At 65.8% G+C, this 21,192-nt stretch carries 17 protein-coding genes and 1 tRNA gene; 9 read left to right on the top strand and 9 right to left on the bottom strand.

Annotation, left to right across the window (positions count from 1 at the left end):
* The first annotated feature begins 1 nt into the window (after nucleotide 1).
* Nucleotides 2–1,432: an aldehyde dehydrogenase family protein gene (locus IAE37_RS13805; RefSeq protein WP_201174474.1), complete on the top strand. Its 1,431-nt coding sequence runs from the start codon at nucleotides 2–4 to the stop codon at nucleotides 1,430–1,432.
* Nucleotides 1,433–1,599: 167 nt separating this feature from the next.
* On the opposite strand, the gene IAE37_RS13800 is transcribed toward IAE37_RS13805, so the two are convergent.
* The 3 genes from IAE37_RS13800 to IAE37_RS13790 form a co-directional block, all read right to left on the bottom strand.
* Entirely contained in the window at nucleotides 1,600–3,999 is a 2,400-nt protein-coding gene (locus IAE37_RS13800) for a DUF3772 domain-containing protein (protein ID WP_201174470.1), read from the bottom strand.
* 56 nt (nucleotides 4,000–4,055) lie between these two features.
* Entirely contained in the window at nucleotides 4,056–5,105 is a 1,050-nt protein-coding gene (gene ada, locus IAE37_RS13795) for a bifunctional DNA-binding transcriptional regulator/O6-methylguanine-DNA methyltransferase Ada (RefSeq protein ID WP_201174467.1), read from the bottom strand.
* A 146-nt stretch (nucleotides 5,106–5,251) separates the two neighbouring features.
* Nucleotides 5,252–5,878, bottom strand: a complete 627-nt coding sequence (locus IAE37_RS13790) for a DNA-3-methyladenine glycosylase family protein (RefSeq protein WP_201174456.1) — start codon at nucleotides 5,876–5,878, stop codon at nucleotides 5,252–5,254.
* A gap of 173 nt (nucleotides 5,879–6,051) precedes the next feature.
* Here IAE37_RS13790 and IAE37_RS13785 point away from each other — a divergent pair, with 173 nt between their 5' ends.
* From IAE37_RS13785 to IAE37_RS13775, 3 genes are all read left to right on the top strand, one after another.
* Nucleotides 6,052–6,567 (top strand): sigma-70 family RNA polymerase sigma factor, encoded by a 516-nt coding sequence (locus IAE37_RS13785; RefSeq protein ID WP_201174452.1) that lies wholly within the window; start codon nucleotides 6,052–6,054, stop codon nucleotides 6,565–6,567.
* Nucleotides 6,554–7,510 (top strand): FecR domain-containing protein, encoded by a 957-nt coding sequence (locus IAE37_RS13780; protein WP_201174448.1) that lies wholly within the window; start codon nucleotides 6,554–6,556, stop codon nucleotides 7,508–7,510. Before IAE37_RS13785 ends, IAE37_RS13780 begins: the two co-directional genes overlap by 14 nt.
* Nucleotides 7,511–7,607: 97 nt before the next feature.
* Complete coding sequence (locus IAE37_RS13775) at nucleotides 7,608–10,064, top strand: TonB-dependent siderophore receptor (protein WP_201174446.1); 2,457 nt, start codon at nucleotides 7,608–7,610, stop codon at nucleotides 10,062–10,064.
* Between the two features lie 71 nt (nucleotides 10,065–10,135).
* On the opposite strand, the gene IAE37_RS13770 is transcribed toward IAE37_RS13775, so the two are convergent.
* The 3 genes from IAE37_RS13770 to IAE37_RS13760 form a co-directional block, all read right to left on the bottom strand.
* Nucleotides 10,136–11,296: an MFS transporter gene (locus tag IAE37_RS13770; protein ID WP_201174444.1), complete on the bottom strand. Its 1,161-nt coding sequence runs from the start codon at nucleotides 11,294–11,296 to the stop codon at nucleotides 10,136–10,138.
* A gap of 69 nt (nucleotides 11,297–11,365) precedes the next feature.
* Nucleotides 11,366–11,509, bottom strand: a complete 144-nt coding sequence (locus IAE37_RS13765; RefSeq protein WP_201174442.1) for a hypothetical protein — start codon at nucleotides 11,507–11,509, stop codon at nucleotides 11,366–11,368.
* A 99-nt stretch (nucleotides 11,510–11,608) separates the two neighbouring features.
* A complete protein-coding gene (locus tag IAE37_RS13760) occupies nucleotides 11,609–12,823 on the bottom strand; it encodes an MFS transporter (protein ID WP_201174440.1) in 1,215 nt (404 codons plus the stop codon).
* Nucleotides 12,824–13,003: 180 nt separating this feature from the next.
* Here IAE37_RS13760 and IAE37_RS13755 point away from each other — a divergent pair, with 180 nt between their 5' ends.
* The gene (locus IAE37_RS13755) at nucleotides 13,004–13,945 is read left to right on the top strand and encodes a FecR family protein (RefSeq protein ID WP_201174438.1); all 942 of its coding nucleotides are present in this window, start codon (nucleotides 13,004–13,006) and stop codon (nucleotides 13,943–13,945) included.
* 95 nt (nucleotides 13,946–14,040) lie between these two features.
* Nucleotides 14,041–14,117: transfer RNA gene (locus IAE37_RS13750), tRNA-Met, on the top strand.
* 56 nt (nucleotides 14,118–14,173) lie between these two features.
* Here IAE37_RS13750 and IAE37_RS13745 read toward each other — a convergent pair.
* From IAE37_RS13745 to IAE37_RS13735, 3 genes are read right to left on the bottom strand one after another with little or no spacing between them, the layout of a single operon-like run.
* A complete protein-coding gene (locus IAE37_RS13745; protein WP_201174437.1) occupies nucleotides 14,174–14,755 on the bottom strand; it encodes a D-Ala-D-Ala carboxypeptidase family metallohydrolase in 582 nt (193 codons plus the stop codon).
* Between the two features lie 50 nt (nucleotides 14,756–14,805).
* Nucleotides 14,806–15,261 (bottom strand): ribosomal protein S18-alanine N-acetyltransferase, encoded by a 456-nt coding sequence (gene rimI / locus IAE37_RS13740; RefSeq protein WP_201174436.1) that lies wholly within the window; start codon nucleotides 15,259–15,261, stop codon nucleotides 14,806–14,808.
* On the bottom strand, nucleotides 15,258–16,046 hold the full coding sequence (locus IAE37_RS13735; RefSeq protein ID WP_201174435.1) for an energy transducer TonB: 789 nt from the start codon (nucleotides 16,044–16,046) through the stop codon (nucleotides 15,258–15,260). Before IAE37_RS13735 ends, rimI begins: the two co-directional genes overlap by 4 nt.
* A 285-nt stretch (nucleotides 16,047–16,331) precedes the next feature.
* On the opposite strand from IAE37_RS13735, the gene mksB reads away from it, so the two are divergent.
* The 3 genes from mksB to mksF are packed head-to-tail and all read left to right on the top strand — an operon-like array spanning nucleotide 16,332 to nucleotide 21,134.
* Nucleotides 16,332–17,609, top strand: coding sequence for an Mks condensin complex protein MksB (gene mksB, locus IAE37_RS13730; protein WP_201174434.1), 1,278 nt, complete (start codon nucleotides 16,332–16,334; stop codon nucleotides 17,607–17,609).
* Complete coding sequence (gene mksE, locus IAE37_RS13725) at nucleotides 17,599–18,306, top strand: Mks condensin complex protein MksE (RefSeq protein WP_201174433.1); 708 nt, start codon at nucleotides 17,599–17,601, stop codon at nucleotides 18,304–18,306. Before mksB ends, mksE begins: the two co-directional genes overlap by 11 nt.
* Complete coding sequence (gene mksF / locus IAE37_RS13720) at nucleotides 18,303–21,134, top strand: Mks condensin complex protein MksF (protein ID WP_201174431.1); 2,832 nt, start codon at nucleotides 18,303–18,305, stop codon at nucleotides 21,132–21,134. Before mksE ends, mksF begins: the two co-directional genes overlap by 4 nt.
* Nucleotides 21,135–21,192: the final 58 nt, after the last annotated feature.

Here is a 21,192-nt window from a genome sequence, read left to right as displayed (position 1 = left end):
CATGACCACCTCCCACTACATCGCCGGCCACTGGGTCGAAGGCCAGGGCAGCGACTGCATCAGCGTCAACGACCCCTCGCTGGGGCTGCCATTCGACGAACTGCGGGCCGCCAGCGTGGCCCAGGTCGACCAGGCCGTGACCGCCGCGCGCCAGGCCCTGTCGACCTGGAAACACGTCGACGCCACGGCCCGCGCCGCCTACCTGCGCGGGTTCGCCGAGCAGCTCGGGCAGCGCCGGGAAGCGCTGATCGAGCTGCAGATGCGCAACAACGGCAAACCCCGCCACGAAGCGGAAATCGACCTGGATGACGCAGTGGCGACCTTCGCCTACTACGCCGACCTGGCCGAACAGTTGCCACGGCAAAACCGTGATGTGCCACTGGCCGCCGCTGGCTTCACTGCCCGCACGCGCCTGGAGCCGATCGGCGTGGTGGGCCTGATCGTGCCGTGGAATTTCCCCCTGGTGACCAGTGCCTGGAAGATCGCCCCGGCCCTGGCCGCCGGTTGCACCGTGGTGCTCAAGCCCTCCGAGGTGACCCCACTGGTCGAACTGGCCTACGGTCAGATCGCCGACACCCTGGGGCTGCCGGCCGGCGTGCTGAACATCGTCAACGGCAAGGCCGAGGTCGGCGCTGCACTGGGCAACCACGCCGGCCTGGACAAATTGTCGTTCACCGGCAGCAACAGCGTCGGCAGCCAGGTGATGCGCAGCGCCGCAGCCTACTGTCGGCCGCTGACCCTGGAGTTGGGTGGCAAGTCGGCGATCGTGGTGTTCGACGACTGCGAGGTGGACCAGGCAGTGGAATGGATCGTCGCCGGGATCACCTGGAATGCCGGGCAGATGTGTTCGGCGACCTCGCGGCTGCTGGTGCAGGACGGCATCGCCGATGCCCTGTTGGCGCGCCTGCGCCAGGCACTGGAAGCGTTGCAGGTGGGTAACCCGCTGCACGAAGACGTGCAGATGGGGCCGCTGACCAGCCAGGCGCAATGGCTCAAGGTCGCCGGCTACTTCGCGACTGCCCGCGAGGAAGGATTGCAGTGCCTGGCCGGCGGCAAGACGCTGGAGCGCGACGGCTGGTTCGTCAGCCCGACGCTGTATGCCGACGTGCCGACCGATAGCCGTTTGTGGACCGAGGAGATCTTCGGTCCGGTACTGTGCGCGCGGCGCTTTTCAACCGAGCGACAGGCCATTGCCGAGGCCAACGACAGCCGCTTCGGGCTGGTCGCCACGGTCTGCTCGGCCGACCTGGCGCGGGCCGAACGCGTGGCCGACGCGTTGGAGGTTGGGCATGTGTGGATCAACTCGGTCCAGGCGGTATTCGTCGAGACTTCGTGGGGTGGCACCAAGGGCAGCGGAATTGGCCGTGAGCTAGGGGCCTGGGGGTTGGCGGCGTATCAGTCGGTCAAGCATGTGACGCGTTGCCTGGGGTGACGAGCGCAATGACATGGCACCGGCTGCGCCGGTGTTCGCGGGTGAACCCGCGCCTACAGGTTCTGCGCCGGGTTCACAATCGGCGGTGATCCTGTAGGAGCGGGTTCACCCGCGAAGAGGTCAGCAAGGCCGACCTCGAACGGCGCCTCACCTGGCGTTGCCAAGCCTCAGACTGGCTCTTCAGGCGAACGCCCACCTTCCTGCACCAGCACCATGCTCTGCGGCGAAGACAGCGCAATACCCTCATCACGCAAGCGCCCCAGGATGGTGAACAGCAGATCGCTGCGCGTCCCTGACACCTGTCGCGGCCCCGCCACGTAACCACTGACGCTGATCACCATGCCGCTGGCCGTCAGGTCCTTGAATGACACCGAACACGCCGGCGCATCGAGGATTGCCTCATGCTCGTGGTAAGCCGCCAGCAACAGTTCACGCACGCGGTTGGCATCGGTATCCAGTGGCAAGGTCAGGGTGATTCCGACCACACCCAAGGCATTGCCCATGGTGACGTTGCGTACGTTCTGCGAGATGAATTGCGAGTTGGGCACGATCACCGTCGAGCGGTCGGACATCTGGATCTCGGTGGCGCGCACGTTGATGCGGCGAATGTCGCCCTCCACGCCCGCCAAGCTCACCCAGTCCCCCACCTTGACCGGACGCTCGGTCAGCAGGATCAGGCCGGAAATGAAGTTCTGCACGATCTGCTGCAAGCCGAAACCGATACCCACCGAGAGCGCACTGACCACCCAGGTCAGGCTGGTCAGGTTGATGCGCAGGGTCGACATCACCAGCATGGCCAGGAAGATGAAGCCCAGGTAGCCGACCAGGGTCACCAGCGAAGCACGCATGCCGGCGTCCATGTCGGTTTCCGGCAGCAGGCGCTCGCTCAGCCAACGCTTGACCACACGGATGCCGAACAGGCCGCCGAAGAACAGCACCAGCGCCACCAGGATGTCCTGCGGCACGATGTTCAGGTTGCCCAGCACCTTGCCACCGGTGCCGTCCCAATCGCCCAGGCTGGCCAGCAGCTCGGCGGGGCTGGTGCCCGATGGCATCAGCGCCAGGAGCAAGGCCAGGAATAGCAAGGTGGTGCGGCCGATACCGGCCAGCACGGTGCTGAACTGGGCCTGGTGACGCGGAGCCAGGCCGAGCGAGGCAGCCAGCGCCAGCCCGCCGGGCTGGCGGGGCGACAGCAAGGTCTCGCACAAATCACCGACGAAGGTGGTCAGCAGATAGGCGCAGGTAGCCACCAGGCTCACCCACAGCAGCTTGGCGGTAAGGAAATAGGCCAGGGTCAGATAGCCGGCGACCAGCGAAACCAGGATGGCAGCCAGCCAGACCACCATCACCGTCGGAATCAGGCCGGCGACCCCGGTCGGGCTTTCCAGTTCGTGCTTGCGCAGGGTACGGCGATAGCGCACCAGTGCCATGTAGAAGATCACCGCCACCACCAGCGCAGTGACGCCGTTGACCGCCAAGGTCAGCGCCAGGCTGGCACCGATCACGCTGTTGATGCGCTCCAGCGTGACCATGACCATCAGCGCCAGAGCCAGCAGTTTGGGGAACCAGCCCAAGGCACTGGCCACCTCGTCGTGGATCGGCGGCAAGCGCCAGGATGGGCGCTGCAGCATCAGCATGGCCCGGCCCAGGCCCGTGATGAAGGCGCTGAACACCACCAGGGTCAGCACATGGTTGGTCAGGCTCGCCATGTCCGAGCCCAGCTCGGCGCTGCTCTCCAGACCCCAGCGCAGCAATGACACGGCACTCGAAATGGTGCCCAGGGTGGCCAGGCTCACGCCCAGGGCCAGGGCGCTGCGGCGCAGGCGCCCTTCCGGCAGCCAGCGCACCATGGCATGGGCCAAAAAGCGCTCGACAAGGCCGCGGACCACCGTCCAGACCAGGATGGCCGCCACCAGGCTGCCGATGAACAACCAGCGATGCTCGGCGGAGAAGGCACTGGCGATGGCGTCGGCGGCCTCGCCGCGCAGGTCGCGCAGGCGCGCTTCGTCATCCTGGGTCGGACGCACGATGCTCTGCCAGAAAGCCGGGCTCAATGGCGAGGCGGCGCGGCTGGTGACTTGCGAGTTGAACTGGCTGCGCCGCAGGTTGACGATCTGGGTGGACAGGTCGCGCGCCGACAGCGTCAGCTTGGCGGCCTGATCCTGTTGGGCTACCAGTGTTTTTTTCTCGGCGTCGAGTTGCTTGCGCTGCTGGGTCAGCGCCTCGGCCTCGTCCGGCTGCACCGGGCCGAGCACCTTGAGCTTGTCGTCGAGCTTCTCCACATCGGCGGCGCGCTGTGCCGCCAGGGCATCGGCCTGGCGCTGGACCTGGATGGCGACCAGGCGCAACTGGGCGAGCAGATCGTCGTTGGCATCGCTGGTGACGCCTTGGCGGATCTGGTCCAGGCGGTCACTGAGCTGTTCGTAGCTGGCGTTTTCCTCCAGTGCCTGCTCGGCCACGGACAGGTCGGCCAACGGCGTCGCCGGGGCCGACCAGGCCGGGCCGACCAGCGCCAGCATCATGGCCATCACTGCTAGGTAAAAACGGGCAAGGCTGACACGCCTCATCGAATGTTCCTCTTTACATCTCGATTTGGCGGGAGATTCTACGCGGCTTCAGGTCATCAGGAGAATGCCGTTTCTCTTTCCAGCAGTAGCCGCTTGCGCTCCACGCCCCAGCGATAGCCACTGAGGTCTCCGTCACGACGCACCACGCGATGGCAGGGGATGGCCACGGCGATACGGTTGGCCGCGCAGGCCATGGCCACTGCCCGCACTGCCTTGGGCGCACCGATGCGCTCGGCGATGTCGGTGTAGCTGACCCGGCTGCCCACCGGTATGTCGCGCAGAGCCTGCCAGACCCGTTCCTGAAACGCCGTGCCCTGCACGTCCAGGGGCAGTTCCAGGCCCAAGGCCGGGGCCTCGACGAAGCCCACCACCTCGGCGACCAGGCGCTCGTAGTCAGCATCGCCACCGATCAGCCTGGCCTTGGGAAACTGGTCCTGCAGTTGTTCGAGCAAGGCTTGGGGGTCGTCGCCCAGCAGGATCGCGCAGATGCCCTTCGCGCTCTGGGCCACCAGGATCGCCCCCAGCGAGCACTGGCCGAGGGCGAAGTGTAGAGTCGCGCCGGCGCCGCCCGCTTTGTAGTCCCGGGGATGCATGCCCAGGCGCTGTTCGGCGCTGGCATAGAACCGGCTGTTGGAGTTGTAGCCGGCGTCGTAGATGGCCTCGGTCACCGAGCCACCTTCACCGAGGCGCTCGCGCAGGCGCCTGGCGCGGAAGGCACTGGCATAGGCCTTGGGGGTGAGGCCGGTCTCGGCCTTGAACAGGCGGTGCAGGTGGAAGGGGCTGATAGCCAATTGCGCACCGAGCTGGTCGAGGCTGGGCGGCGTGTCGGGGGTTTCGAGCAGGCGACAGGCGCGCGCGACCAGATCGCTGCGGCGGCTGTCGGCAGGCTTGGCCTGGCAGCGACGGCAGGGGCGGTAGCCGGCAGCTTCGGCGCTGGAGGGGGTGTCGAAGAACTCGACATTTTCGCGCTTGGCCATGCGCGATTTGCAGCCGGGCTGGCAGTACACGCCAGTGGTGCGCACGGCGTAGACGAAATGACCGGCGGCGGCGCTGTCGCGGGTTTGTACGGCGTGCCAGCGTTGCTCGGGGGTGGTGTAGAGGGGCATTGGTGGGGCCTCATCTGGTATGTCGTCTGCGCCGGCCTCTTCGCGGGTAAACCCGCTCCTACAGGCACAGCAGATTGTGCAGGATCACGTTTCCCCTGTAGGAGCGGGTTTACCCGCGAAAGGGCCGGCCCTGCCACTACACACCCTCAAGCCCGCCACAGGTACCAGGCCGCCACCGTCCGAAACGGGCTCCACGCCGCCCCCAGGGCCCTCAACTGCGCCGGCGTCGGCGGCTTGTCCAGGCCCTTGAGGCGGCGATACCCAGCGCGCACGCCAAAATCGTCGACCGGCAGGATGTCCGGGCGCTCCAGGCAGTAGATCAGCAGCATCTCCACCGTCCACCGCCCCACCCCGTGCAAGGCCACCAGGCGCTCGATCAGGCCTTCGTCGTCCATCTCCAGCGCCTCGTGCCGGCTGGGAATCAGCCCTTCCAGGCGTGCCCGGGCGATGCCCTGGAGGGTCGCCAGCTTGCTCGCCGAGAAACCGCATGCGCGCAAGGTCTCCGGGCTCAACGCCAGCATCTGCTCCGGCTGCGGAAACGCCACGCCGGGAAACAGCGCCAGCAGACGCCCGAGAATCGCCTCGGCGGCGCGCCCATGCAGTTGCTGGTGGGCGATGGCGCGCACCAAGGCCTCGTATGGCTCTCGCCCGGGTGTCGCCCGATGCAGGCAAGGGCCCACCGCAGCGATGTGTCGCGCCCAGTCCGGGTCCAGCGTAGCCAGGTGGTCGATGGCCTCGCGATAGGCATCCGCTGGCGGTTCGGCAACGCTCATGCAGGGCTCCATGGGTTCGGAAAGGCTCCAGCTTAGCCCCGCATGCGCGCCAGGGAAACGCCGGATCTTGCGCGACTAATTCCTGGCATACCATTGCCTCAGGCCGCACTCCCCGCATAGAATTGAGAACTATTCACAATCGCATGCATTCTCGGAACCCGGCTATCGATACGATGCAGATCAACGACACGCTCAAACCGACCGAGGTCGCCCTGCTCTATCAGTCCCACCATGCCTGGCTGCGGGGCTGGCTGCGCAGCCGGGTCGGCTGCCACGAACATGCCGCCGACCTGGCTCAGGACACCTTCGTGCGCCTGCTGCGGGCACGCCAGCTATCGCCGCTGAAAGAGCCACGGGCCTACCTCAGCAGCATTGCCCGCGGCCTGATGATCGACCAGTTCCGCCGTCGCGCCCTGGAGCGCGCCTACCAGGACAGCCTGGCCATGCTACCCGAGGGCGAAGTGCCCAGCGAGGAACACCGGCTGGTCATTCTCGATACCCTCGAACGCCTCGACCGTGCCCTGCACCAGCTCAAGCCACGGGCACGCCAGGCGTTCCTGCTGGCGCAGCTCGATGGCCTGAGCATCCCGCAGATCGCCCTGCGCCTGGACGTCTCGCGGGCCACCATCGAACGCGACCTGGCCAAGGCTCTGGGCGTCTGCTACCGGCTGCGCTATGCCGAACACTGACCACAATCCGGCCCAGGCCCAGGTCGACCAGGCCATCGAATGGCTGGTCAAGTTGCGCTTCGACAGCCCCAGCCCGGGTACTCTGCAGCAGTTCCAGCACTGGCTGGCCAGCCATCCGCAGCACGCCCATGCCTGGCAACGGGTCAGCAGCCTCAGCGACGAACTGGCTGGGTTGCCCAGCGAATTGGCCCGGCACACCCTCGACGGCAGCCAGCGCCAGCGCATCAGCCGGCGCGACCACCTCAAGCTGCTGGCCGTGCTGGCAGTGGGCGGCAGCCTCGGCTGGGCTGCCCGCGAACCGCTGGGCCTGCCAGCGCTGCTGGCCGACAGCAGCACCGCCACCGGCGAGCGCCGGCAGGTACAGGGCAGCGATGGCAGCCGCATCCAGCTCAACACGGCCAGCGCCATCGACCTGCGCTACAGCGCCGAGCAGCGCGAACTGACCCTGGTACGTGGCGAGGTGAGCCTGGACAGCAATGCCGCAGACAATCGCCCGTTCCAGGTCAACACCCGTTTCGGCGCGCTGGGCACCCGCAACGGCCAATTGCTGCTGCGTGAAAACGACCGGGGCCTGCTGCTGGCGGTTCGCCGGGGCGAGGTCACGTTGTTTCCCCACTCTCCCGCCGCGCGTCGGGTGGGTGCCGGCGAAGTCCTGCAGGTCGCGGCGGGCGAGGCCCACCCGCTGACCGACCTGCACGCAGACCCCTGGGGCTGGACCGACGGCGTGCTCAGCGTGCAACAGATGCCACTGGCCGAGTTCGTCAGCGAACTGTCGCGCTATCGCCCCGGCCTGCTGCGCTGCGCCCCGGAAGTAGCCGAGCTGAAAGTGTCCGGCACCTACCAGCTAGGTGATACCGAACAGATCCTGCAATTACTGGCGCGCAGCCTGCCGGTACGTATCGACTACCGCACCCGCTACTGGGTCAGCATCGGTGCCGCGTGAAAAAAATCTGAAAAAGAATGAGGTGGAATCTCATTCTCGTGCGGCCTGAAGGGAACAAAGCCCGAAAAGTGGTCTACGAAACCTTCAGGAGCGGTCCATGATTCACCCGTTTTCCCCTTGCAACGCCACGCTGCGCCATGCCGTGCGCGCCGCCGTGTTCGGCCTCGGCCTTGGCAGCGGCCTGGCATTGCCGGCCATGACCCTGGCAGCGCCCGCTGGCCAGCATCAACAGATCGACTGGAACATCCCGGCCGGTCCCTTGGCCCCGGCCCTGGATCAACTGGCGCGCCAAGGCGGGCTCAGCCTGTCATTCGACGCCAGCGGCCTGCAAGGCAAGACCACCCGAGGGGTGCAGGGCCGCCATGAAGGTGCCGAAGCGCTGTCGATCCTGCTCCAGGGCAGCGACGTGCAGGTGCAGCAGGAAGGCGACAACAGCTTCTTGCTGATTCCCGCCATGGACGCCGGCAGCGCCCTCGAGCTGGGCGCCACCAGCATCTCCAGCAACCGTCTGGGCGAAACCACCGAGCACAGCGGTTCCTACACCACCGGCGCGGTGACCATCGGCAAGATGCCGCAAACCCTGCGCCACACCCCGCAGTCGGTGAGCGTGATCACCCGCCAGCGCATCGAAGACCAGAACATCACCAACCTCACCAACCTGCTGGAGCAGACCCCTGGGGTGGTGGTGAACTACACCGACAGCGAGCGCGTGCAGTACTACTCACGCGGCTTCCAGATCGACGCCATCCAGTACGACGGCGCCACCGTGGTGCAGAGCAGTGGCGGCGGCTCGTTCATCCAGAGCGACTCTGCCTTCATCGACCGCGCCGAAGTGCTGCGCGGCGCCACAGGCATGCTGCGCGGCGCCGGCAACCCGTCGGGCACGGTCAACCTGGTGCGCAAGCGCCCGACCTATGACTTCCAGGCTTCCGGCACGGTGACCCTGGGCTCGTGGAACGCGCAGCGCTATGTGGCCGACATTTCCGGGCCGCTGACCGAAACCGGCAACGTGCGCGGCCGGGTGATCGCCGTACACGACGACCGCGACCTGTTCCAGGATTCGCGCATGGAGCGCAAGGAAGCCTTCGCCGGCTCCCTGGCCTTCGACCTGGACGAACGCACCACCCTGACCACCGGCCTGGAGTGGACCAAGCTCGACGCCACCGGCGCCTGGGGCAACCTGCCCGCCGATTTCGACGGCTCGCCGCTGGATCTGGGGCGCAGCACCTACCTGGGCGCCGAATGGAACCGCTGGGACCGCAGCAACCTGAACACCTACGCCGAGCTCGAGCACCGTTTCGACAACGATTGGACGCTCAAGCTGATGGCCCTGCGTAGCCACTTCGAGCTGGACAACAACGGTTTCAAGCAGACCTACATGACCCGCGCCAGCACCACCAACCCCTACCTGATGAACTACCAGGTGACCGAGGGCGATGGCGGCGAGAGCCTGCAGAACAACCTCAGTGCCACGCTCAACGGCCCCTTCGCACTGTTCGGCCGCACCCATGAGCTGATGGTCGGTGTGGAGCGGATCCGCAACGATTCGTACGCCTCCGGCACCAACCGCGTGGTGTTCTCGGACGTCTTCGATATCCGCGAATGGGACCCGAAGACCAGCCTGGCCGAGCCGACCATCACCGATATCCCGCACCCGGTGCGCACCCGCACCACCCAGGAAGCGGTGCATGCGACCTGGCGTATCTCGCTGGCCGACCCGCTCACCGCGATCATCGGCGCGCGCGCCAACTGGTACGACTACGAGCAGGAAAACAACACCGGCGCCAATGGCAAATTCAGCGTCGACGAGAAGATCGTGCCGTACGCCGCACTGATCTACGACCTCGATGACAATTTCAGCGTGTATGCCAGCTACACCGAGATATTCAACCCACAGACGGTGGTCGACAAGAACAACAAGGTGCTCGACCCGATCGTCGGCGAGGCTTACGAGACCGGGATCAAGGGCGAGTTCTACGAGGGTCGGCTGAATGCGTCGCTGGCGTACTTCCGCATCAACCAGGTAGGCACGCCGATCGATGACCTGTCGGTGCCGATCGGCTGCAACGGCGGCACCGGCTATTGCAAGATCGCTTCGGGCAAAAGCCGCAGCGAAGGCGTCGACCTGGAGATCTCCGGCGAGGTGCTGCCGGGCTGGCAGCTCACCGGTGGCTACACCTACAACACCACCGAGTACGTGAAGAACACCGCCGAAACCAACGGCAATGCCCTCCGTACCACCGACCCCGAGCACATGCTGCGCCTGTTCACCAGCTACCGCCTGCCCGGTGCGCTGGATGCCTGGACCATTGGCGGCGGCGTGCAGGCGCAGAGCGACATCTACAGCAAGAGCGGCACGGCCAAGGCCACCCAGTCGGGCTACGCGGTGTACAACGCCATGGCCAGCTACCGGTTCAACGACAACTATTCGGTGCAGTTGAACGCCAACAATATTTTCGATCGCAAGTACTACCGGCAGATCGGCACCACGGCGACCGGGTATTACTGGGGGGACCCGCGCAACATGTCGGTGACCTTGCGCGCGAGCTTCTGATCGCGGTTGCCTGTCCCGGCCTCTTCGCGGCGGTTCGGCGCGAAGAGGCCGGTGCAGACAGCCCAAATGCCTCAATCCACCACCGCCGGCAACCGCCCCGCCCGCCGATACGACTGCCGGGCGAAACACACGAACAATCCCGCCATCAACGCCAGCGCCATCGGCAGGCCATGGGGCGCCACGTCCATCGCCGCACCACTGACCAGTGGCCCGACCAGGCTGCCCACACCCCACAGCAAACCCACGCTGGCATTCGCCGTGACCAGGTCCTGGCCTTTGAAACGCTGGCCAATCAACACCAGCGCCAAGGTATAGATGGCCCCTGCCACAGCTCCCAGCAGCACCAGCATCGGCCACAGCAGCCAGGCCACGTCCAGCAGCCAGGGCAAGGCGATGCCAATGGCCATCGCCACCAACCCGCACACCAGGTGCAACCCGGTGCGTTCGACGCGGTCGGCCAGCCAGCCGAGCGGCAACTGGAACACCATGTCACCGGCGAACACTACCGTCACCATCAACGCCGCGACGCCCACGGCGAAACCATGGCTGCTGGCGTACACCGGCAGCAGCGACAGCACCACGGCATCGAAGAAGGAAAAGAACAGCACCGCCACGCATAGCGCCGGGGCCACGCGGAAGAAGCCGGCCAGGCCGAAGCTCTTGTCACCCTCCTCGCCATGCTCCACATGATCGTTGGGCACCGTCAGCAGGATGCACAGCAGGGCCAGGCCATAGCAGGCGGTGACCACGCCGATGATCCATGGGCTGTCGGCACCGAGCAGCGCCAACAACGCCGGGCCAAGCACCTGGAAGCCAGTGAAGCTGGTGGCGTACAAGGCCATGATCTTGCCGCGGTTGTGGTCCGGGCACAGCTCGTTGACCCAGGACTCGCCAAGGATGATCGCGATGCCCATACCAAGACCCAGCCCAAGGCGCAACACCGCCAACAGCCACAGCGAATCGAACGCCGACTCGAGCAAGGCGATGCTGACGGTGCACAGGCTGAAGCACAGCAGGTAGATGGTGCGCCGGGTCAGGTAGCGGCAACAGGCGTCGACCAGGAACGCCGACAGCATCATGCCTGCGGCGGGAATCGCCGAGATGACGCCGATCTCCAGGGTTCCGGCCCCGGCCTCGTGCAGGCGCAACGATACCAGCGGCAGGCTGGCCCCCAGGCTGAAGCCCACCACCGACACGGCGAACAACAAGCCCGCCAGCAAACGCATGTTCATGTACCACTTCCTCGACAACTGAAAAGACGCGCAAATGCAGACGCCCAGGCGGACGACGCGCGGGCGGGGTCAGATCAGGCCGAAGTGTGGCGAGAAGGTGAAGGCGAACAGCACGCTGCGCCGCCGCTTCAGTACCGTGTCGCTCGGCCAGGCACGACGCAGGGCCTGCAGGGCAGGCTGGCGGGTGCGAGGTAGGGACTGGATACGGCGCATTGCGGTGGCTGCTATGGAAGGGTTTGGAAGAGGCGGCACTCTAGGCGAAGGGTGCCACTATCGTCAAATGCCATGGGCTGCAAAGCAGCCCCAGCGATCTCAGCGCTTGCTGGTATTGGGCAGGAACACCGCCAGCAAGCCGAACAATGGCAGGAACGAGCACAGCCCATACACATACTCGATCCCGCGCAGGTCCGCCAGGTAGCCCAGCAGCGCCGCACCGATGCCGCCGAAGCCGAACATCAGGCCGAAGAAGATCCCGGCGATCATGCCCACGCTGCCAGGCACCAGCTCCTGGGCATAGACCACGATGGCGGAAAACGCCGAGGCCAGAACGAAGCCGATCACCACGCTGAGCACGGTGGTCCAGAACAGGTCGGCGTAGGGCAATGCCAGGGTGAACGGGGCCACGCCCAGGATCGAGAACCAGATCACCGCCTTGCGCCCGATACGGTCACCGATCGGCCCGCCAAAGAAGGTCCCGGCCGCCACCGCGCCAAGGAACAGGAACAGGTGCAGCTGGGAGCTGGCCACCGAGAGCTGGAACTTCTCGATCAGGTAGAAGGTGAAGTAACTGGTGAAGCTGGCCATGTAGAAGTACTTGGAGAACACCAGCAGCCCCAGCACGATCAATGCCGCGATCACCCGTTGACGGGAGATGCCATGGGTCGCCTGCACCACCTTGCGCGCCTTGGCCTGGTTGAGGTGTTCCTTGTACCAGCGGCGCAGCATCAAGGTCACCCCGAAGAACGCCAGGCCGACCACGCCGAACCAGGCCACATGGGTCTGGCCGAAAGGAATGACGATGGCCGCCGCCAGCAGCGGGCCCAGCGCGGAACCGGTGTTGCCGCCCACCTGGAAGGTCGACTGGGCCAGGCCGAAACGCCCACCGGACGCCAGCCGGGCAATCCGCGAGGTTTCCGGGTGGAAGGTGGACGAGCCGATGCCCACCAGTGCCGAGGCCAGCAGGATCATCGGGAAACTGCCGACGAACGCCAGCATCACGATGCCGACCAAGGTGCACAACGTGCCGACCGGCAGCAGGTTTGGCGTGGGCCGACGATCGGTGAAGAAACCGACCCACGGCTGCAGCAGCGAAGCGGTGATCTGGAATGTCAGGGTGATCATGCCAATCTGCGCGAAGCTCAGGTTGTAGCTGGCCTTGAGCATCGGGTAGATCGCTGGCAGCACCGACTGGATCAAGTCGTTGGTCAGGTGCGCCAGGGCACAGAAGGTGATGATGCGCATCACCAACGGGCTGGCCTGGCTGGCCGTGCCGTTGGTTGAAGCCGAGGAGGCGCTGCTGATCGCCATTGGCTTTGTTCTCCGTCCGCGGGTTGGGATCCGATTATCGGGAAACAAATAGATACATAGCTACCTTTATTTGCCGCTCACGCCCTACATACTTGTAAATGGTTCTCAATATATTTAGCATCCTCAGCCTGTCACTCCGTTATCGCTGGGCGAAACGCCCACCTTCAGCGAGCCGTCGCCATGAGCCCTATGTCCGCCGTGCAGCCCCAGCCCCAACCCGATCCTCAACAAGAGGCACTGCGCTGGTTTTCAGTGCTGCGCCAGCCGGGTTGCGACGCGCAGACGCGCCAGGCCTTCGGTGCCTGGTGCCAGGACCCGCTCAATGCCCATGCCTATGCCGAGCTCGAGGCCTGCTGGCAGCAATTGCAGCCCGCACCGCCTGCCCGCCCTCGACCGCGGCTGATCAAGGCGCGTCGCAGCCGGCTGGGCAAATGCCTGGCACTGTTGTTCCTGCTGGTACTCGGCGCGTTGGCCTACCTGTACTGGCCGCTGATGCAGCGCCTGGGCAGCGAACTGCACACCGACGTCGGCGAGCGGCGCAGTGTGCGCCTGACCGATGGCTCGACCCTGCACCTGGACAGCGCCAGCGCCATGAACGTCGACCTGCGCGGGCGCACCCGGCTGCTGCACCTGGTGCAGGGCCAGGTCGACGTGGAAGTGATGCTCGATGGCCGTGCGATGGAGATCGAAGTCGCCGATGCGCGCATCCAGGTGTACGGCACCCGGCTGACGGTCGCCCGGCACGCTGGCTATAACGAACTGACGGTCCTGAGCGGCAAGGCCATGGTCATCCAGGGCGGCGACCAGCGCATGGTTTCCAGTGGCGAACGGGTCACCTTCAACGACGCCCATATCGACGCGGTGAAAAAAACCGACGCCGCGGCCGCAATCGCCTGGCGCAAGGGTTATCTGCAAGCCCACGACATGCCTCTGGGCGATGTGCTGGAACGCCTTGCCGGCCACCAGGGCCAGCGCCTGGCACTGTGGAACGAACAGGCCGTCTATCGGCGGGTATCGGGAACCTTCAACCTCGACCGCAGCGAAGAAACCCTGGCCAAGCTGGCTGCGGAGCAGCACTTGCAACTGCACAGCCTGCTCGGCCAATGGCTGATCGCCCGCTGAAGCAGTGCCCGGCGGCTAAGTTTTTGAAAGCGTGCAAATTTTTTTTCGAATGAGTGTTGACAGCAAGGCGCCGCAAGAGAATAATGCGCGCCATCGGCTACATAGCTCAGTTGGTTAGAGCATAGCATTCATAATGCTGGGGTCCGGGGTTCAAGTCCCTGTGTAGCCACCAAACAAGTCAAAGGGCTTACCGCAAGGTAAGCCCTTTTTCTTTGCCTGCAGAAAACACTAACCGGCCGGTTTGCGCTTCACGCAGAACGACGACTCGGCACCGCCATCGCCACCCCAGGTCCGGTAACCCGCAGTATCGAGATGGATGCGCCCACTCGGATAGCGGCCCAAGCCCATGTTCCAGGTCTGCCCATACTGCTGCCAGAACCGGCACAATGGATTGGGATCGGCCCAGGCGGGCAACAGGATATCGACAGCGAAGGCGCGGGTATGGGCGCTGGCCACCGCGCCACCGGCGCAGCGATTCAGTGGCGGGTCGCGGTAAGCCGATACCACTTCGAATTCACCCAGGATGCCCTCTCGACCCAGGGTCTGCACCAGCGACAGGGTCGAGCGCACTGCGGGCCAGTTGCCGACCGGCGGCACCGCGAACGGCGAAGCGTGGCATTGCTTCCAGTCCGAGGCCGAGCGCAGCAGTTGGTGAATCGGCACCACGCCGTAGAGCCGGGCATCCACCAGCATTTCGCGAAACGGCCGAGTCTGGTGATCCCCCGCCCACTGGGCGAACATCCACAGGTCGCGCTCGTCAGCCTGAGCCGCGCCCGCCACGATCATTGCCGCCAGCACCATCCTGCGCATCGCCCCTCCCCCGCCCGCGCCAGGCGCGCGAGCACTGAGAAGCAGTCAAGTCACTCTTCGAGCAGGGTGCAAGCCATGACCAGGGCATCTTCGCGGCCACCGGCGATCGGGTAGTAATCGCGGCGGCGGCCTATCTCGTTGAATCCGTAGCGCTCGTACAGGCGATAGGCCGATTGGTTGCTGGCGCGCACTTCGAGGAAGCATTCGCGTCCATTGAGCTGGAAGGCTCGGGCCATCAGGTGCTCAAGCAGGCGCAGGCCCAGGCCGCAGCCCTGGTTCTCGGGCTTGACGGTGATGTTGAGCAGGTGCGCCTCGTCGATGATCACGTTGATCACCCCGTGGCCCACCTGTTGCTGGCCGTCGAACATCAACCAGACTTCGTAGGACTTGAGCGCGTCCTGGAAAATCCCCCGGGTCCAGGGATGACTGAACGCGGCATATTCGATTTTAAGCACGGCATCCAGATCCGCCTCGGTCATCGGGCGGAAACTGATCGAGTCACTCATTCAACGCTCTTCCAGCGCGCCATCAGCTGGCGCATGGCTTTCCAGACGTCCGCCTTGCGCTGCGGCTCGTCCATCAACAGTTCAAGGCCTGGCACGGCCCAGGCATCGCCGAGGCCGTCGACCTTGAGTTCTTGGTAGTAGGCCTCGGCCTCGACATTGCCGGCAAAGCGCAGGGCCGGCAGACCGATCAGCCACAGGCAGGCACTGGGCGACTCTTCCAGGCGCGCCTGGATGAAGCCCTGGACAAAATCACGGGCCGCATCCGGGCCCTGGTCCATGTTGCCACGCACCAGCAACGGCCAACGCACCGGCTCGCCGATGATCTGCGGGGCATCGGGCAGGCCGGCGGCGCGCAGCATGTCCTTGAGCAGCAGGTAGGACGGGTCGCGGCTCTGGAACGGCTGGCCGGTGGCGAGCTCCACCAGCAGCAGGCAACGCCCGGCACGCAAAAGCTGCAAGGCGAAGCGCGGTGGCGGCACCGGGGCTGGGCGTGGGGCGGGGGCCTCCTGCTCGGCCTCGGCCACCTTGGCAGCGGGCTTGGCCAGGCTGGCAGGGCGCGGGACCTCGATCTTCGGACGCTCCACGGAACGCGCCTGCGGCGCGACCGCTGCCTCGCTGGCGACGGGCGCCGCTGGCCGAGGCTCGAAATCGATCTCCTCGACCGGTGCCTGAGGCAGCAGCAGCTCGGGGCGCGAGGGCGCAGCGAACGGCAGTTCGGCACGCGGCAGCCAATGCACCACTTGCATGGCGGAAAGGTAGGCGCGGCGGCGGGGCTCGGTTAGCAAGGCACGGGTATCCGGGGGGTGAAGTCAGTCGGGCATTCTAACGCCGTTGGAGGGCCAGCGCCGCAACAGGTCGGCAGAAAATTGCTGCCTGGACCGGCCTATTCGCGGGTAAACCCGCTCCTACAGGGATCTGCGCACAGCCTGTAGGAGCGGGTTTACCCGCGAAAAGGCCAGCAAATCCCCCACCGCAGCGAGGGTTATGCCTCATTACAGACCAAGGGGTGAAATCCTCCCCCTAGGATGCAGTACAATCGCCCCCTTTTACTTGGCAACGAGTCGACGCCAATGATCGAACCCAAGCGCGTCCTGCGCGCCCTAGCCGAACACTGGGCCCTCATCGAGCCGCTGTGCGAGCGTTTCGACCAGGGCACCCTGAGCCTGGTCGAGCTGCGCCAGCAACTGGGCCGCCAGCAGGTGGAAAGCACCCCGCAGGACATCACCCAGCTGCTCGATGTGTGGATCCGCCTGGACATCCTCGTGCCGGTGGCCAAGAGCCCGAACCGCTTCGAGCTCAATGCCCAGATCCACGACTTCCTCGCCTACCTGCGCCGCGAACACCGCCTGGGCCTGTGCCTGGAGATCGAAGCCTACCTGCGCCACCTCGAGCGCCTGGCCGGGCATATCCAGGACGCCTTCGACAACCGCGACAGCGACGACCTGGCGCGCCAGCTGCGCCTGCTCGACATGCGCGTGCGCGACGTGCTCAAGAAGCTCGACAACGACGAACAGGCCCTGGTCGCCGTGGCCGAGCGGGCCAAGACCAGCAACCGGCAGATCCCGCTGCGCCAGCGCTATGCAGAAGTCCTGGCCACCTGGGATGAGTACGTCGAGCCGATGATCCAGCTGGTCAACGCCGACGGCGCCTTCGAGCAGGGCGTGCGCAAGGTCGAGACCGTGCTGCTGAAACTGCTCGGCGAGCAGGCCCGCCTGGGCCACCTGGTCGACGACGACATGCTGCTGCGCACCCATGCGCGCATCCTCGAAATGCAGACCAGCGCCCAGCTGACCCTGCGCCATGCCCGCGAACTGCTGCTGCCGTTGCGCGAGGAAGCGCGCCGGCACAACGCCGTGACCCGTGGCGCCGCGCTGGCCCTGTCGGTGATCCGGCGCAAGGGCATCGACGCCGTGCCACAGGCCGCCATGCCGCTGTTCACCCGCCCGCAGAGCACCTTCCTCGGCAGCGCCAGCCAGGTCGAGGCGTACGTCTACGCCCTGGCCCGCTTCGAGCCCAAGCCGGCGCGCTTCCCCAAGGCGCACAAGGCCCAGAAAGGCCCCCTGCCGCGCGCGCCGCGCACGGTCAAGGAAATGCTCGAGCGCTGCGAGGACGCCCTGCCGCTGCCCGACCTGATGGTCTGGCTGCTGGACCAGGAGCCCGAGGGCGCCACCGACGAATTGCTGTACTGGTTCTCGCGCCTGTCGCGTGAGAAACGCTTCAAGCGCGAGCGCCTCGAGCGCCGCGAGTACAGCACCCAGGAACACCTGGTCAGCCTGCGCTCCTTCGCCCTGACGTCCAGCCGCGAAGCGCAACCTGAAACCAACGCGAGCCCAGCCAATGCATCTTGATCTCTCCGAACTGCCCCAGCTCGCGCCGATCTTCCGCGAGCTGTTCAAGGGCTTCCACGTCAGCCGCCGCGACCCTGAAATGTACGCCCAGCTGTCGAACTTCCAGGACCAGTACCGCACCCTGTTCAAGGCCCTGGGCTTCGAGCTGGTGTGCGACACCCGCGGCTTCTACTACTTCGTCCCCGAGCAGGCCGCCGCGCAGGTCAACAAGACCGCACAGCGCCTGTCGCTGTTCACCTTCATCCTGGTCGAGCACCTGGCCGACCAGGGCCGCGACCCGATGGCCGTGCTCGACGGCGGCAGCATCGGCCGCGACGAGCTGCCTTCGCTACTGGACAAGTACCGCGACCTGTTCCTGCAGGCCGAAGTGCAGACCGTCGACGAGCTGGAAGAAAAGATCATGCGCCGCATGACCCAGCTCGGCTTCGCCCACGAAGAAGGCGGCATCTACCGCTTCCTGCCGCCGATGCACCGGTTCCTCGATGTGTGCCTGTCGGTGCAGCAGGACCGCGACCTGGCTGCCAGCCTGCACAGCGACCTGCCACTGCCAACCCCGGTGCTGGTGGAGGAAGAAAGCCCCGAACAACTCAACCGTACCGACGACCCGCTCGACCTCAGCCCGTTCGAGGGCGAAGAAAGCGAAGAGGACGCCCTGGCCCGGGCGATTCGCGAAGAGCAACAGGAGATTGACGCATGAGCCAGGAACGCTACGGCATCCGCCGCTTCGCACTGCTCAACACCGCCGGCTACAGCCTCGGCCTGTTCCCCCTGGAGCACCCGCTGTCGGTCTACGGCGCCAACAACCTGGGTAAATCGGCATCGATCAACGCCTTGCAGTTCCCGATCCTGGCGCGCATGTCCGACATGAGCTTCGGCAAGTACAGCCTGGAGCAATCGCGCCGGTTCTATTTCGCCAGCGACACTTCGTACATTCTCTGCGAGCTGAACCTGCCCCACGGCCCGCACGTGATCGGCGTGGTCGGTCGCGGCCCCGGTGGCGGCTTCGGCCACCAGTTCTTCGCCTACAAGGGCGAACTGGACCTGGCCCACTACCAGAAGAACGACACCTGCCTGCGCCAGAAGGAGTTGTTCACCAACCTCGAGCGCCTGGGCCTGAAGGCCTACGAGCTCAAGCCGGACGAACTGCGCCGGCTGCTGGTCGGCGGCCACACCTCGGTGCCGCTGGACCTGACCCTGATTCCGCTGCGCTCGACCAGCGAGCAGAGCTTGAAGACCTTCCGCGCGCTGTTCATCAACCTGCTGCACATGCGTGAGATCACCGCCGCCAAGCTCAAGCAGCTGTTCCTCGACGCCTTCGAGCACAGCCTGCGCTCGGGCAGCGTCGACTACATCGCCGCCTGCGAGGAGGCCTTCCGCGACGTGCGCCGCATGGAGCAGGACTACAACGCCCTGGTCGCCGCAGGCCCATTGGTCGAGGCCCTGGCCGGCGGCGTGGCCCAGCGCGACATTCTGCGCGGCAAGCTGCACCGTCTCTCGCCCGTGCTCGACAACCTGTTGGGTACCTGGCAGGAATACGCCATGGCGCGCAAGGAAGAGCTGGTCATCCAGGCCGAGCACTTCCGCGGCGAGCAGGACCGCCTGCAGAACGACCAACGCGGCGGCACCCAGGAGCTGATGCGCCTGGAGCGTGAGATCACCGGCATCCAGCGCTGGCTTGGCGAGCTGTCGGTGCTCAAGCACCGCTTCGCCCTGGTCGAGGACGCCAAGGTGCTGGAACAGGCACTGCTGGCGGCCAAGGACGCCCACGACGAGCTGGCCGGTGCCCTCGCCCAGTCACGGCAGTTCTCTGCCGAAGACCTCGACGAGCGTGTGCGCGACCTGGAAAAACGCGTCAAGCAGGTCAAGCAGCAGCTCGACCACGCCGACAACAACAGCTACGCCCGCCTGCGCGAAGAGTTCTCGCAACAAGACGTCGACCGCCTGATGCGCCTGTTCAACGGCGCGCTGTTCAGCCTGCCGCTGGGTGATCGCGGCATCGAACTGGACGACAGCGACCTGTGGGTGAAATCCCTCGAGGCGGTGCTCGACAGCTTCAAGGGCGAACGCTTCGAGGCGCCAGGCATCTCCATCGACCTGTCGCACATCGACCCGCCGGCGCTGCAGGCCCTGGCCGACCGCGCCGCCCTGCGCGACCAGAAGGAGCGCCTGGAGAAAGAGCTCAAGCAGCTCAAGACCCAGCAGTCGGTCGCCGCGGACCGCACCGCCTCCAAGGCCCAGACCGAAGCGCTGTACCAGCAGGTGCTGGACGCGCAGAAAGCCCTGGAAGACTACCGCCGCAGCGAGACTTTGTCGGCCGAAGAGCCGGAGAAGCTCGAGCAACTGGCGCAACTGGAAGCCGCCCAGGACGAACTCAAGCGCTCCAGCGACGCCTTCACCGAGCGCGTCCAGCAGCTGTCGGCCAAGCTGCAGCTGGTGGGCCGCCAGATCGCCGACCTCGAAGCCAAGCAACGCACCCTCGAAGACGCCCTGCGCCGCCGCCAGCTGCTGCCGGCCGACCTGCCGTTCGGCACGCCGTTCATGGAAGCCATCGACGACTCGATGGACAACCTGCTGCCGCTGCTCAACGACTACCAGGACGCCTGGCAGAGCCTGCAGCGGGTCGACAACCAGATCGAGGCGCTGTACGCCCAGGTGCGCCTAAAGGGCGTGGCCAAGTTCGACAGCGAAGACGACATGGAGCGCCGCCTGCAGCTGCTGGTGAACGCCTATGCCCACCGCACCGACGAGGCCCTGACCCTGGCCAAGGCGCGCCGCGCCGCAGTGACCGACATCGCCCGGACCCTGCGCAACATCCGCAGCGACTACGACAGCCTCGAGCACCAGCTGGCGCTGTTCAACCGCGAGATCAACAAGCGCCAGGTGTCCAACCTGGAAAGCTTCCGCGTGGTCCTGGCGCCGAACAAGGAAGCGCTCAAGCACATCGACCAGATCATCCACAGCGCTGGCCAGTACGAGGAAGGCGAGACCCTGTCGGTGTTCGACCTGACCCAGAGTGCCGAGCAGGATCACAAGAACGAAGAGGCCAAGGAATACCTGGCACGGCTGGTGGCGGCCAACCACAACCAGCTGGGCCTCAAGGACCTGTTCGAGCTGGCCTTCGAGATCACCAAGATCAATAGCCAGCCGGTGATCCACGCCGACATCGACGGCGCCGCGTCCAACGGCACCACCATGACCATCAAGGCGCTGACCAACATGTACCTGTTGCTGCACCTGATGGACCGCGACCTGGCCGGGCGTATTCGCCTGCCCTACTACCTCGACGAGGCCGCGGACATCGACGAACGCAACCAGGCGGCACTGCTGGAAACCAGCCTGCAGCTGGGCTTCGTGCCGATCCTGGCGAGCGTCAAGCCGCAGGTGTCGGCGCGGGTGGCGATCGACCTGGAAGGTGGCAGCGGGCCGAATGGCATCTACATCGACGAAGCGGACTGGAAGTTCATCAGCCGTCTGGATGAGGTGAAGGCGATCGTGCGTGAGGATGAGGCTGAAGAGTTGGCTTGAGATAGCCGGGGCCGCTTTGCGGCCCATCGCGGCACAAGGCCGCTCCTACAGGGATATG

This window comes from Pseudomonas sp. S31 (genome assembly GCF_016648105.1).
In the GTDB taxonomy this organism is placed as follows: Bacteria; Pseudomonadota; Gammaproteobacteria; order Pseudomonadales; family Pseudomonadaceae; genus Aquipseudomonas.
The sequence above is the reverse complement of the archived record's forward strand: the minus strand, read 5'-3'. Positions and strand labels throughout refer to the sequence as shown.

What these genes read in the sequence shown, in the direction of transcription:
- IAE37_RS13805 (WP_201174474.1), top strand. Translation starts at nt 2, where the DNA reads ATGACCACCTCCCACTACATCGCCGGCCACTGGGTCGAAGGCCAGGGC.
- IAE37_RS13800 (WP_201174470.1), bottom strand. Translation starts at nt 3,999, where the DNA reads ATGAGGCGTGTCAGCCTTGCCCGTTTTTACCTAGCAGTGATGGCCATG.
- ada (WP_201174467.1), bottom strand. Translation starts at nt 5,105, where the DNA reads ATGCCCCTCTACACCACCCCCGAGCAACGCTGGCACGCCGTACAAACC.
- IAE37_RS13790 (WP_201174456.1), bottom strand. Translation starts at nt 5,878, where the DNA reads ATGAGCGTTGCCGAACCGCCAGCGGATGCCTATCGCGAGGCCATCGAC.
- IAE37_RS13785 (WP_201174452.1), top strand. Translation starts at nt 6,052, where the DNA reads ATGCAGATCAACGACACGCTCAAACCGACCGAGGTCGCCCTGCTCTAT.
- IAE37_RS13780 (WP_201174448.1), top strand. Translation starts at nt 6,554, where the DNA reads ATGCCGAACACTGACCACAATCCGGCCCAGGCCCAGGTCGACCAGGCC.
- IAE37_RS13775 (WP_201174446.1), top strand. Translation starts at nt 7,608, where the DNA reads ATGATTCACCCGTTTTCCCCTTGCAACGCCACGCTGCGCCATGCCGTG.
- IAE37_RS13770 (WP_201174444.1), bottom strand. Translation starts at nt 11,296, where the DNA reads ATGAACATGCGTTTGCTGGCGGGCTTGTTGTTCGCCGTGTCGGTGGTG.
- IAE37_RS13765 (WP_201174442.1), bottom strand. Translation starts at nt 11,509, where the DNA reads ATGCGCCGTATCCAGTCCCTACCTCGCACCCGCCAGCCTGCCCTGCAG.
- IAE37_RS13760 (WP_201174440.1), bottom strand. Translation starts at nt 12,823, where the DNA reads ATGGCGATCAGCAGCGCCTCCTCGGCTTCAACCAACGGCACGGCCAGC.
- IAE37_RS13755 (WP_201174438.1), top strand. Translation starts at nt 13,004, where the DNA reads ATGAGCCCTATGTCCGCCGTGCAGCCCCAGCCCCAACCCGATCCTCAA.
- IAE37_RS13745 (WP_201174437.1), bottom strand. Translation starts at nt 14,755, where the DNA reads ATGCGCAGGATGGTGCTGGCGGCAATGATCGTGGCGGGCGCGGCTCAG.
- rimI (WP_201174436.1), bottom strand. Translation starts at nt 15,261, where the DNA reads ATGAGTGACTCGATCAGTTTCCGCCCGATGACCGAGGCGGATCTGGAT.
- mksB (WP_201174434.1), top strand. Translation starts at nt 16,332, where the DNA reads ATGATCGAACCCAAGCGCGTCCTGCGCGCCCTAGCCGAACACTGGGCC.
- mksE (WP_201174433.1), top strand. Translation starts at nt 17,599, where the DNA reads ATGCATCTTGATCTCTCCGAACTGCCCCAGCTCGCGCCGATCTTCCGC.
- mksF (WP_201174431.1), top strand. Translation starts at nt 18,303, where the DNA reads ATGAGCCAGGAACGCTACGGCATCCGCCGCTTCGCACTGCTCAACACC.